The sequence below is a fragment of the Staphylococcus sp. FSL H8-0121 genome, from assembly GCF_038008425.1.
GTDB lineage: Bacteria > Bacillota > Bacilli > Staphylococcales > Staphylococcaceae > Staphylococcus > Staphylococcus pasteuri.
The window spans coordinates 287504-300130 of record NZ_JBBOZB010000002.1 but is presented as its reverse complement, the minus strand read 5'-3'; the positions used below and the strand labels follow the sequence as shown (position 1 = coordinate 300130).

The following is a 12627-nucleotide window of genomic DNA, read 5'->3' as shown; positions in this document are numbered from 1 at the left end:
GTCCTTTATATTGTTTATAATTATTTAGTGATACAACTTAGAATTAATCTTTCTTCAGACATTTATAATAATGTACATTTAATGAGTCAATAAAGGTTTATTACCTTTACTTACAAAAAAGACAAACCACTTATAAAAGAGTGGTTTGTCTTTTTTATGCTTTTAATACTGTGCTATCTTTTAAATATTGAACATCATATTGATACGCTAACGATCTTAAAAATGATAATAAATCTTCTATTGGAATATCTTGATGTTTAAATTGATGTTTTAATTTTGTAGCAGTTTCCTTTTCCTCTTCTGTAGCTAACTTTTTGAAATATCCCCACATATGATCGTAGGCATTCATAACACTTCCTTGACTAGGGGGCATTTGAATTGCTTCTTTTACTATTAGATTAATTTCATTATATGAGGGATTATGTTTAAGTCTTTCACGTATAGCATTGTAATGACTTTGACTATGGAGTAATACACGATATTTCTCTTCGCGCCATAACTTTTCAATATATCCACGTTCTTTCAATAAACTAACTCCTTTCATTTTTAATTATTTATATTCTTATACCCATTTGAAGAGTAAATTAATATAAGTTAATTAACTGTCATGACAACGATTAAATTTAAAACTTTATTGAATGAGGTTGATTTAATTATTGCAACCGTTTACAATAAAGTTAGTAATTTTGGAACTGGTTCCAAAAAATTGGGAGGGTTTATACAAATGAACTATAAACAATCAGCAGAAGATATATTAACTGCAATAGGTGGAGAAGAGAATTTAGATTCAATGGCGCATTGTGCGACGAGACTTAGATTAATATTAAATGATGAAAGTAAAGTAGATGAAGACGCATTATCTAAAATGGATGTCGTTAAAGGAACATTCTCAACTGGTGGTCAATACCAAATTATTATTGGGTCAGGGACTGTAAATAAAGTATTTAACGAAATGGAGAATATTACTGGTAAAGAAGCGTCTACAACTTCTGAAGTAAAAGAGAAGTCAACTAAATATATGAATCCATTACAACGCTTTGTGAAAATGTTATCTGATATCTTTGTTCCGATTATTCCAGCAATCGTTGCCGGTGGTTTGTTGATGGGTCTAAACAATTTATTAACTGCTAAGGACTTATTTTATGATGGCAAATCTTTGATTGAAGTCCATGATCAATTTGCTGGATTAGCAGAGATGATTAATATTTTTGCCAATGCACCATTTACATTATTGCCGATTTTAATTGGATTTAGTGCAGCAAAACGATTTGGCGGTAATGCATACTTAGGCGCAGCACTTGGTATGATATTAGTACATCCAAGTTTGATGAGTGCCTATGATTTTCCGAAAGCAGTAGAAGCGGGTAAATCAATTCCATATTGGGATGTATTTGGATTACATATTAATCAAGTAGGTTACCAAGGACAAGTTTTACCTATGTTAGTGGCAGCTTATATATTAGCTACTATTGAGAAATGGCTTCGCAAAGTCATACCAACAGTATTAGATAATTTAGTAACACCACTATTATCAATCTTTGTAACAGCATTTATTACATTCTTATTTGTTGGTCCTATTACAAGACAATTAGGATACTGGTTATCAGATGGCTTAACATGGCTTTACGAATTTGGTGGTGCAATAGGCGGATTAATCTTTGGTTTATTATATGCACCAATCGTTATCACTGGTATGCATCATAGTTTCATTGCAGTAGAAACAACATTAATTGCTGATCAGGCTAAAACTGGTGGTTCATTTATCTTCCCAATTGCTACCATGTCAAATATCGCTCAGGGTGGTGCAGCGTTAGCGTCATTCTTTATTATTAAAAATAATAAAAAATTAAAAGGTGTTGCATCAGCTGCAGGTATTTCAGCAGTTTTAGGTATTACGGAACCAGCGATGTTCGGTGTAAATCTTAAATTAAGATACCCATTCATAGGTGCTATTATTGGATCAGGTCTTGGTGCAGCGTATATTTCATTCTTTAAAGTTAAAGCAATAGCTTTAGGTACAGCAGGTATACCTGGATTTATATCAATCAATCCAAACCATGGTGGGTGGCTACATTACCTCATAGGAATGGTAATAGCATTTGTCGTTTCAGTTCTTGTGACATTTGTTCTATCTAAAAGAAATAAATATAAAGAAGTTCAATAAAGTAGGTTATAAAAAAGACAACTCGTTAATTTACTTTGATGATATCTATTAAATTATACAGAAGGCCTTATTCTTTAAAAGTATTATAATGTAAAATTACACACAAAATACGTAGTATTTATGGCGAGACTCCCGAGGGAACAGTACTAGTTGAAGACACTAGAAATACTCACAGATTTATCTGTGCCGTATTTCTGGCTGAAACTGTACCATGGGAAGGGAGCCAACACAGAGAAACTGATTAAATCAGTTTCTACAAGCAAAGCAAGTTGGGCAAAGAGAGCCATACAATACGAAGTATTGGGTATTGGGTATAAAGAAAGCACTAAGATGATTAAAATAAATCGTCTTAGTGCTATTATTTTGGGATTTATGTCCCAAGTGATTTTTTTAATTTTGTTATAGCTATAGCTTTTGTTTTCGCCATAAATAAACACTGACGATTGCAACAAGAATAAGAGAAATAACGACAACGATAATCCAAGAAATATAACTATGATCACTTAGTGGTAATGGTACATTCATTCCAAAGAAACTAAATACCAGTGTAGGTAGGGTTAATAATACAGTAAACATAGTTAATGTTTTCATAATCGTATTCATATCATTAGATAATAATGATGCATAAGAAGTTGTAATACTTTCTAAGATACGTTGATGTAGTTCGGTTGTTTCAATTGCTTGGTTATTTTCGATAATTAAATCTTCTAGTAACTCTTCATCATCTTCAAAACGTTTAATAGCAGGTAGACGGAATAACTTTTTAATTATTGTATCGTTACCTTTCAAAGCCGCTAAGAAGTATACCAAACTTTTCTCAACTTCCATTAGTTTGAAAAGTTGCTTATTAGTAATATTATTTTTCAATTCTCTTTCGATACGAATACGTGATTTATTCAGTAATCTTAAATTTCTATTATAATGATTCGCAATCGTTGTTAAGATTTCTAGTGCAAAGCGACTATGAAACTTCAGATTAATATTGTCTTGTCTAGAGAAGTTCTCTAAAAATTCATTTTCAGCGTCACAAATAGTCATTACGATACCATTACCAATGACTATGCCTAATGGAATAGTAATAAAGGATAGGACACTGCGATTTGTTGAATTAACTAGAGGTAAGTCGATAATAATCAGTGAGTATCCAGTATCTTCGTCATACTCAATACGAGCACTTTCTTCTGAGTCGAGTGGATCTCGAATAAAGTCTTCTGGTAAATTATAATATTCCATTAAATGTTCTATTTCTTCTCTATCAGGTTCAACTACATTAATCCACAATGCTTGTTGATCAAGAGTCGTTTCGATAATTTCATTATTAATTTGATTTGAATGTTTATATGCAGTGATCATTTGTAAAAGTCCTTTCACAAGCTTTTTAACTTCAAACGCATCACAATATTTTACGAGCAATGTGTTTAACGAGACTGATTGTATTTTTGTTCTGCCATAATTCGTAACGGACCATAATAAATAATTTTGAAAATATGAGTGACAAGGTCATCAACAGAAATACGATTAGAATCTAATACCCAATATCTGATAATTGAGATTGTGGCACCTGACACATAACTATGAAAATACATTTCTGGTATGCCTTCAATTTCATTATTAATACTGATCTGATTCTTCATATTATATTGTATCAGGTCGCTTATTTTTTCTTCTAAACGACTTTTTCGTTCCAAATTAAGAATCGTATTATAAAAGTCTAGATTATCATATACATGTTGAATGATGTTTCGCAATACTTTATCTATAAATAGTGTCGAAATCATTTCAACATTTTCACCTTCAATTTCTGAAAAGGTGGTGAATTTAGATATTTGAGCAATACATTCGTCTTCCATATCGGTTAATAATAAATATTTATCTTCATAATGTAAATAGAATGTACCTCGATTTATATCAGCTTTATCTGCAATGTCTTGCACTGTAATATTTTCAATATTTTGTTCCTTTAATAATTGTATAAAGGCATGCTTTATTGCTGATTTTGTTTTACGGACACGTCGATCTTCCTTCAAAAATGTAAAACCTCCCATAATTAATAGACAATATACACCAAAGTGTTCAATAAAAGACGTTTTTCTATTAATTGATTGTTGTTTATTTATTTAAACTCATTATAATTGTAAAAGTGATAAATGTTCAACAAATTGTTGAATTGTTTCAAGGGAGGAAAAAAAGTTATGAATATATTTAAAAGTAAATTATTATGGTTGACGCCTATAGCAATCATTTTAATATTAATGATTTTCGCGGTTGCATTTTACCCAGCGTTTAATCCTAAACCAAAAGATATGCCAATTGCTATCGTAAATCACGATGAAGGTACTTCTATTCAAGGTAAGAAAACAAATATTGGTGATAAATTAGAAGATAAACTATTAGATAGCGATTCTGACGCTGTTAAATAGGTTAAAGTAGACAGTGAAAAAGACGCTAAAAAAGGTATGGAAAAAGAGAAATATTATGGGGCTGCAATTTTTGAAAAAGACTTTTCAAAAAATGCTATGAGTAAAACTCAAAAAGTCGTAATGGATAGTAAAAAATCTGAAATGCAAGATAAAGTAAAATCAGGTGAAATTCCAGCTCAACAAGCACAACAAATGGCTAAAAAAATGGGCAACCAAAAAGTTGACGTTAAAAAAGCACAATTTAAAACAATTGTAAGTGAAGGAACAAGTTTACAAGGTTCTCAAATGGCTAGTAGCGTATTGTCAGGTATGGGTGACAATATTAATAATCAAATTACAAAACAAAGTCTTCAAACATTAGAAAAACAAAATGTTAAAGTTGATGCAAAAGATATTAACGCTGTAACTAATCCAGTTAAAATCAATAACGATAAAATTAATGAAGTTAAAGATCACCAAGGTGGCGGTAATGCATCATTCTTAATGTTCATGCCAGTTTGGATGGGTTCTATTGTTGCATCAATCTTATTATTCTTTGCATTTAGAACTAGTAATAACGTTAAAATTGCACATCGTTTAATTGCGTCTGTAGCACAAATGATATTTACAGCTATTACAGCATTTGCTGGTAGTTTCGCATATGTATATTTCATGAAAGGTGCGTTAGATTTCCATTTTGATCATCCAAATAGAGTTTCTATATTTGTAGCATTAGCTATTATGGGATTCGTTGGATTAATTCTTGGAACAATGACATGGTTAGGTATGAAATCAGTACCAATCTTCTTCATTGCAATGTTCTTTAGTATGCAATTAGTAATGTTACCAAAACAAATGCTACCTGAGTTCTATCAAAAATATATTTATGATTGGAACCCATTTGCACATTACTCAACAAGCTTAAAAGAAATTATCTATATGAATCATCATCTAGAGTTAAATACAACAATGTGGATGCTTATTGGATTCATGATTTTCGGAGTAGTATCAAGCTTATTAGCAGCAGCTCTTAGAAAACATAGTAACAAACGTACTGAAATTCCAGCATAATATAGCATGATAAATTTCAATAACTGTCGATAAGATATATGTCTTATCGGCAGTTTTTTTGTGTAAATAAATGTTAATAAAACATGTATTCGTTACTCAGTAATGTATATATTGAATCAAAGAAAAAGGCAATTTCTATATTTTTCAATAGAAATTGCTTTTTATCCTTTGTCTCAAAACTTAATGTCTCAGACACTTCAATTTTGAATACGATTAAAGTGCTGTGTAACCACCGTCAACAGTAATAACTGAACCAGTAACGAATGATGATGCATCTGAAGCTAAGTATAGTGCTGCACCTTGTAATTCTTCTGGTACACCTGGACGATTCATAGGAGTCATATTCATCCAAGTATCAATCATATCTCCGCCTTTAGCGAAATAATCTTTAGTTAATTCTGTTTTCATATATCCTGGTGCAATTGTATTTACACGAATATTATGTTTAGCCCATTCATTTGCTAAACTTTTAGTAAGCATAATTACAGCTGCTTTAGAAGTATTATATGCTGCTTGTGGTTGTGGTGTGTTTACAATAACACCTGACATTGAAGATGTATTAACAATAACACCACTCTTTTGTTCACGGAAGACTTCACCAACAGCATTTGTAACTAGTACCATACTGTTTAAGTTAACATCCATTGTTTTTTTCCAACGTTCATATGGCATATCTTCAAAATCAACATGTTCATTAATACCTGCATTATTGAACAAGATATCAATATGACCAAATGTATCCATTGTTTCTTTTACCATGTCGTTTACTTGATCAACATTTGTTACATCTACTTTGCATGCAATGGCTTTATTTCCTGTTTCTTCTTCAAATTCTTTAGCAGTTTGTTGTCCAACTTCTAAATTCATATCTGCAATTACAAGATTAGCACCTGCTTCAGCTAAAGCTTTTCCCATAGATTTACCTAAACCAGAAGCTCCTCCTGTTACGATAGCTACTTTATTTTCTAATTTGAATTTATCTAATACTGACATTTAATCCATCTCCTTATGTTTATGTATGTATCCATTTTAAAATAAGATATATGAAATTCCTAGTGCAAACGCTTACTTTTATAAATTTTTATTTTCATATTACATTTTTTAAATAATAAGTTCACCATAGAAACATAAATGAATGCTCATTTGTATTCAACTACTACTTAAAAACACTATTTGATTAGTGTCTTCATATAATTACTACTCTTGAAATTTATATAAAATAAAACAACCTGGGACAATTAATGTCTCAGGCTATAATTTTAAATTCATTCATCTTCATTTTTATTATATGTAGCTTTAGCTAATTCTATAAACATATGTGCAGCTTTAGACAAGTGATTAAATTTATCACTTTTATATGCCACTACAACTTGATTAAAATAGCTAGGGTTCTCTAATTTAATACTTAACCCTTCAAAATGTTTACTACTGTTTTTAACGCTTTCTGGTACATAAGTAATCCCTAAGCCTTCATTTACCAATCTTAAAGCATTATCAATGCTGATCGTTTCCATCGCAATATTGGGTTCAAGCTCATTGTCTTCTAATATTTGATTAGTGATTTTACGCAAAGCCATATTCGGTTTTAACAATATAAAATTATCATTTACTAGTTCTTGATGAATTTCAAAAATTGATTTGTTTTTGTAATTATCATTTGTAATTAATGAATGATTGGATGGAATCATCAAATATATGGGTTCTTTAGATAGAGTTTCAAACTGGAATACACCTTGATAAAAAGGCAAAATCGTAATTGCTATATCAATCTTATTATCAATAAGTAATTGCTCAATTCGATGAGCTGATTCTTCTATTAACTTTAATTCGATACCTGGATATTCTTTTATAAATTCTGGCAATATCTTATATAATGCATGGGCTGCTAGTATAGGATTAATTCCTATGACTAAACGACCTTTTTTTAATCCAGAAATCATTTGTAATTCCGATTTCATTTCATCATACGTATATTTAATTTGATTCATATATTCTATATAACGTTCCCCAGCGTACGTTAAAGTAATTGGATTTTTCTCTCTATTTAATAACTCTGTGCCTAAGTCAGTTTCTAATTCCTTAATAAACTTACTTAAATACGGCTGTGAAATGTATAAATATTTTGCTGCTTGGGAAATACTACCAAATCTATTGATTTCCTCTAAATATTTACTTGATCTTGTGTTTATCATTTAGACACTCTTTCCTCTATATAACCTTTTAGTTATAGTTTTTATACCTAAAACAATCTTTTACAAAACCTAATTTTGGGTTGATAATATTAATTGTCATCAAATAGACAAAAATTAAACTTGAAATTCTACTTTAAGGGAGGGCCAATATGGAAATAATCGGTACAATTGGTATTATTATCGGGATATTATTCATTATCTATTTCTCAATGAATGGATATTCTATTTTAATAGTAGGTCCAATTGCTTCAATTATTGTTATTTTAACAAACGGTTTACCTTTCTTTAATTCCTTAATTGGAACTAAAGAATCATATATTACTGGATTGGCTCAATTTATTATTAGTTTCTTTGGCGTGTTCTTACTTGGTTCATTACTTGCAAAATACATGGATCAAAGTGGTGCAGCACATTCTATCGCCTCTAAAATAATTAGTAAAATTGGTACTAGCAATCCATATTCTATATTAGTTTCTATATTTTTAATCACTGCAATTTTAACATACGGAGGCATTAGCTTATTCGTGGTTGTCTTCGTTATCGTGCCTTTAGCAAAACCTTTATTCAAACAATTGAATATTGCATGGAATTTGATTTGTATTCCTATCATGTTAGGCTTAGGAACATTTACTATGACAATGTTACCAGGTACACCTTCAGTACAAAATGTTGTACCAACTAAATATTTGGGTACAACATTAACAGCAGCACCTTTATTAGGAATCATTGGAACAATCGTTGCCATAGTATTTGGTTTATGGTACATGAAACATGCATTAAATAAAAGTCTTGCAAAAGGTGAAACTTTTGATGATTTTAATACGAGTAATTTAGATTTAGAAAATGAAGAAAAATCTACACCTAATTTTTATCTAAGTATTTTACCTATCGTTGTGTTAATTATTATCAATATTATTGGTAGTATATTAAAAATTGATAACGTTATTCTTATTAGTTTAGCTATTTCAATTATTTTATCTGCCATTTTATTCCATAAACACATCAATATCCATAGAGAAGTTATTAACGAAGGTGCTGGTAGTTCAGTAACACCAATGTTCTTAACTGCTTCTGCAATTGCATTTGGTACAGTAGTTACTTTAGCACCAGGATTTTCAAGTATTAAATCTTTAATATTAAATATACCAGGAAATCCATTAATAAGTTTATCTGTAGCTTCTGCGTTATTCGGTATTATAACAGGTTCTGCTTCAGGTTCACTAGGTATTGTCATGCAAGCATTTGGTAAACAGTATGTTGATATGGGTATTGACCCTGATACAATTCACAGAGTTGCAGTAATGTCTTCATCTGTATTTACTGTTATGCCACATACTGGTGTTGTATTAACACTATTCGCATTGACAGGTTTAAATCACAAAAATGGCTTTAAATATTTATTTATTACTAATACGGGTGCCAATTTATTAGCGCTTATTGTTGTAATCATCGCATCCGCATTTATATAAACATTTTAGGAGGAATTTAATATGACTAGAAACGTAATTGTAACAGGTTCAGGACAAGGAATTGGCTACGCAATCGCACAAGGATTTGATAAACAAGGCGATCGTGTATTTATCTTTGATATGAGTAAAGATGCAGCTGAAAAAGCAGCAGACTCATTAGAAAATGGTGTAGCTTATCAAGTTGACGTAACAGATGAAGAAGTTATTAAATCTGCTATCTCTGACATTAGAAGTAAATATGGTGAAATTGATGTATTAGTTAATAACGCAGGTATCCAATTTATTTCTAAAGTTGAAGACTTCCCATTAGAAAAATGGAACCAAGTATTAGGTGTTATTCAAACAGGTACATTCTTAATGACAAAACATACAATCCCAAGTATGAAACAACAAGAAAAAGGACGTATCATCACTATTTCTTCAGCACATGGTGAAATGGCAGACCCATTCAAATCTGCATATGTAGCTTCAAAATTTGCTCAAATCGGATTTGCTAAAACTGTAGCACTAGAAACTGTTAAATTTGGTATTACATCAAATGCAGTTTTACCAGGACCAGTTCGTACTAAATTAATTGAAAATCAACTTGCTAACTTAGCAGAACAAGATAATTCAACAGAACAAGAAGCTACGTAAAAATATATCACTGGTAAAATGCCAATGAATCGTTTATTAGAACCACATGAAATTGCTGATACTGTTCTATTCTTAGCTTCTGATGGTGCTTCAGCTATTACTGGTGAAACTATTAGTGTATCTGGTGGATCTAACGCATAATTCATTATTTCAAAATCTATAGAAAGAAGGAATAAATATGAGTAATTTAAAAGAACAATTAATTGGAACATGGGCATTAGTTAACTATCAAGATGAAGATGAAAATGGTAATATCTTCTATCCTTTAGGTAAAGACGCAACTGGTTTTATTATGTATAATCCAGATGGTTATATGTCAGCTCAATTAATGCAACAAGGTAGATCTGCTTATGCTTCTGGTGACTTACACACTGGTACAAAAGATGAAATGGCAGAAGCTGCACATGGTTATGTTGCTTACTCAGGTAAATATGAATTAGATGAAGAAAATTCAACAGTTTATCACACTATGGAAGTAAGTATGAACCCAACTTGGTTAGGCGATACACAACCACGTTTATTCGAACTTGAAGGTGACACTTTAAGCATTGTTAATGGTAATGTGCCAAACCAAAAATTAGTTTGGAAACGTGTTAATCACTAATTAAATATTGTAATTTTTAAAAGGTCTAAGACATTATGTTATCAGACTAATAAAGAAGGTAATTTCTATTACAAATGATATAGAGATTACCTTCTTTATATTTAAAAAAAGCGATAAATAATCAGAAAATTAGAACTTTAATATATCGGTTGTAATTTTTTAAAACCGTGTTAATATATTCATTAGATATCTAACTAAATGAGGTGAAGCGATGGAAGTGACATATCAATTTCTATTAAGAAGCTTAGCACATGAGATGAAGAATTATGCAGATCGACGATTAGATGATTTTGGAATTACACAAGAACAAAGTCATACATTAGGATATATATATCGTTATCAAGAAAAAGGTATATCACAAAAAGAATTAATGGAATTCTTTGGTAGAAAAGGTTCAACGGTCAGCAGTATAATAAAAAATCTGGAAGCAAATCATTTAGTTTTTAGGAAAGTTAATCCAGAAGATACACGTAGTAAAATTTTGAAACTAACGGACGAAGGTCTAGAATTAGTAGAATCTTTTACTAAAGTATTTGATGAAATTGAAGAAAGATTACTATTAAATATCTCAGATGAAGATCAACTGAAATTTAAAGAAATTATAGAACAAATGATGAAAAACTTGAAATAATGCGTGGTTATTATTTAGAGTAATAGCCACTATATTTTTCGATATATAGTTAGAAATCTAACTATTAGCCATCTAATTAAAAGGGAGTAAGAATAATGAAAGACGAACAATTGTATTTTTTTGAAAAAGCACCAATATTTAAAGCAATGATGCATTTCTCATTACCAATGATGATAGGAAGTTTATTAAGTGTAATTTATGGGATTTTAAATGTATATTTCATAGGATTTTTAGATGATAGCCATATGATTTCAGCAATATCACTAACATTACCAATATTTGCTGCATTAATGGGATTCGGTAATCTATTTGGTGTAGGTGGTGGAACTTATATTTCACGATTATTAGGAGCCAAAGATTACAGTAAAAGTAAATACGTTAGTAGCTTTTCAATGTATGGAGGCTTATTACTTGGCGTCATTATTGCATTAGTGACATTACCGTTTACTGATCAAATTGCACAAGTTTTAGGAGCACACGGTGAAACAATCAAATTTACAAGTGATTATTTAAGAATTATGTTCTTAAGTTCCCCATTTGTTATTTTATTCTTTATTTTAGAACAATTTGCACGTGCAGTAGGAGCACCAATAGTTTCTATGGTAGGAATGTTAGCAAGTGTTGTATTAAATATGATTTTAGATCCGATTTTAATTTTCGGTTTTGATTTAAATGTAGTTGGTGCTGCTTTAGGTACTGCAATTTCAAATTTAGTAGCTGCAATATTCTTTATTCTTTATTTTATGAAAAAAATTGAATCACTTTCTGTAAATGTTAAATTTGCTAAACCAAATAAAGAAATGATGGCAGAAATTTTCAAAATTGGTATTCCAGCTTTCTTAATGGTTGTACTTATGGGTGTAACTGGATTAGTATTGAATTTGTTTTTAGCTAATTATGGTAACTATGCTATTGCCAGTTATGGTATTCAATTTAGATTAGTACAATTTCCAGAACTAATTATTATGGGATTAAGTGAAGGCGTTGTACCTTTGATTGCTTATAATTTTGTTGCTAATAAATCAAGAATGAAAGATACGGTTAAAGCTGTTATCATTTCTATCTCTGCGATTTTTGCAGTAAGTATGATTATAGTATTTGTGTTTGGTCACCAAATCATTCAATTATTTAGTACAGATTCACACATTGTTGATCTTGCTACATTCATGTTACAAGTGACAATGACATCATTATTATTAAATGGTATTGGTTTCTTATTCACTGGTATGTTACAAGCGACTGGACAAGGTCGCGGTGCAACAATTATGGCTATTTTACAAGGTACAGTTATCATTCCAGTATTATTTGTCATGAATAGTTTGTTTGGTTTAACAGGGGTAGTATGGTCACTATTAATCGCAGAAACATTATGTGCTTTAGCAGCGATGTTAATCGTTTACTTATTAAGAAATAAATTAACAGTTGATAAAGAAGCTTTATTAGAAGAATAATTGTAAATAA

The 12627-nt window shown here is 30.5% G+C and carries 10 protein-coding genes and 2 pseudogenes; 7 read left to right on the top strand and 5 right to left on the bottom strand.

Features of this window, described 5'->3' with window-relative positions:
* Window positions 1–154: 154 nt before the first annotated feature.
* Window positions 155–526: a YbgA family protein gene (locus LFT63_RS06975; RefSeq protein ID WP_029055768.1), complete on the bottom strand. Its 372-nt coding sequence runs from the start codon at window positions 524–526 to the stop codon at window positions 155–157.
* A 198-nt stretch (window positions 527–724) separates the two neighbouring features.
* Here LFT63_RS06975 and LFT63_RS06970 point away from each other — a divergent pair, with 198 nt between their 5' ends.
* Window positions 725–2164 (top strand): sucrose-specific PTS transporter subunit IIBC, encoded by a 1440-nt coding sequence (locus tag LFT63_RS06970; RefSeq protein WP_029055769.1) that lies wholly within the window; start codon window positions 725–727, stop codon window positions 2162–2164.
* A 405-nt stretch (window positions 2165–2569) separates the two neighbouring features.
* Here the strand turns inward: LFT63_RS06970 and LFT63_RS06965 are convergent, their stop codons facing one another.
* Entirely contained in the window at window positions 2570–3517 is a 948-nt protein-coding gene (locus LFT63_RS06965) for a magnesium transporter CorA family protein (protein ID WP_017636835.1), read from the bottom strand.
* A 65-nt stretch (window positions 3518–3582) separates the two neighbouring features.
* Window positions 3583–4191 carry a TetR/AcrR family transcriptional regulator gene (locus LFT63_RS06960; protein ID WP_029055770.1) on the bottom strand — a complete coding sequence of 203 codons (609 nt, stop codon included), beginning with the start codon at window positions 4189–4191 and terminating at the stop codon, window positions 3583–3585.
* A gap of 165 nt (window positions 4192–4356) precedes the next feature.
* On the opposite strand from LFT63_RS06960, the pseudogene LFT63_RS06955 reads away from it, so the two are divergent.
* Window positions 4357–5634: pseudogene (locus LFT63_RS06955) on the top strand (YhgE/Pip domain-containing protein).
* 213 nt (window positions 5635–5847) lie between these two features.
* On the opposite strand, the gene LFT63_RS06950 reads toward LFT63_RS06955, so the two are convergent.
* Both LFT63_RS06950 and LFT63_RS06945 read right to left on the bottom strand, forming a co-directional pair.
* The gene (locus LFT63_RS06950) at window positions 5848–6627 is read right to left on the bottom strand and encodes an SDR family NAD(P)-dependent oxidoreductase (protein WP_017636832.1); all 780 of its coding nucleotides are present in this window, start codon (window positions 6625–6627) and stop codon (window positions 5848–5850) included.
* A gap of 272 nt (window positions 6628–6899) precedes the next feature.
* Complete coding sequence (locus LFT63_RS06945) at window positions 6900–7826, bottom strand: LysR family transcriptional regulator (protein ID WP_017636831.1); 927 nt, start codon at window positions 7824–7826, stop codon at window positions 6900–6902.
* A 149-nt stretch (window positions 7827–7975) separates the two neighbouring features.
* Here LFT63_RS06945 and LFT63_RS06940 point away from each other — a divergent pair, with 149 nt between their 5' ends.
* The 5 genes and pseudogenes from LFT63_RS06940 (at window position 7976) to LFT63_RS06920 (ending at window position 12617) form a co-directional block, all read left to right on the top strand.
* A complete protein-coding gene (locus tag LFT63_RS06940; RefSeq protein WP_017636830.1) occupies window positions 7976–9295 on the top strand; it encodes a GntP family permease in 1320 nt (439 codons plus the stop codon).
* Between the two features lie 21 nt (window positions 9296–9316).
* Window positions 9317–10072: pseudogene (locus LFT63_RS06935) on the top strand (SDR family NAD(P)-dependent oxidoreductase).
* A 37-nt stretch (window positions 10073–10109) separates the two neighbouring features.
* Window positions 10110–10535, top strand: coding sequence for a lipocalin-like domain-containing protein (locus LFT63_RS06930; RefSeq protein WP_017636828.1), 426 nt, complete (start codon window positions 10110–10112; stop codon window positions 10533–10535).
* A 211-nt stretch (window positions 10536–10746) separates the two neighbouring features.
* Complete coding sequence (locus LFT63_RS06925) at window positions 10747–11166, top strand: MarR family winged helix-turn-helix transcriptional regulator (protein WP_017636827.1); 420 nt, start codon at window positions 10747–10749, stop codon at window positions 11164–11166.
* A 95-nt stretch (window positions 11167–11261) separates the two neighbouring features.
* Window positions 11262–12617: an MATE family efflux transporter gene (locus LFT63_RS06920; RefSeq protein ID WP_029055773.1), complete on the top strand. Its 1356-nt coding sequence runs from the start codon at window positions 11262–11264 to the stop codon at window positions 12615–12617.
* Window positions 12618–12627 lie beyond the last annotated feature (10 nt).

Coding starts and splice junctions, on each gene's coding strand:
- LFT63_RS06970 (WP_029055769.1), top strand. CDS start 725: ATGAACTATAAACAATCAGCAGAAGATATATTAACTGCAATAGGTGGA.
- LFT63_RS06965 (WP_017636835.1), bottom strand. CDS start 3,517: ATGATCACTGCATATAAACATTCAAATCAAATTAATAATGAAATTATC.
- LFT63_RS06950 (WP_017636832.1), bottom strand. CDS start 6,627: ATGTCAGTATTAGATAAATTCAAATTAGAAAATAAAGTAGCTATCGTA.
- LFT63_RS06945 (WP_017636831.1), bottom strand. CDS start 7,826: ATGATAAACACAAGATCAAGTAAATATTTAGAGGAAATCAATAGATTT.
- LFT63_RS06940 (WP_017636830.1), top strand. CDS start 7,976: ATGGAAATAATCGGTACAATTGGTATTATTATCGGGATATTATTCATT.
- LFT63_RS06930 (WP_017636828.1), top strand. CDS start 10,110: ATGAGTAATTTAAAAGAACAATTAATTGGAACATGGGCATTAGTTAAC.
- LFT63_RS06925 (WP_017636827.1), top strand. CDS start 10,747: ATGGAAGTGACATATCAATTTCTATTAAGAAGCTTAGCACATGAGATG.
- LFT63_RS06920 (WP_029055773.1), top strand. CDS start 11,262: ATGAAAGACGAACAATTGTATTTTTTTGAAAAAGCACCAATATTTAAA.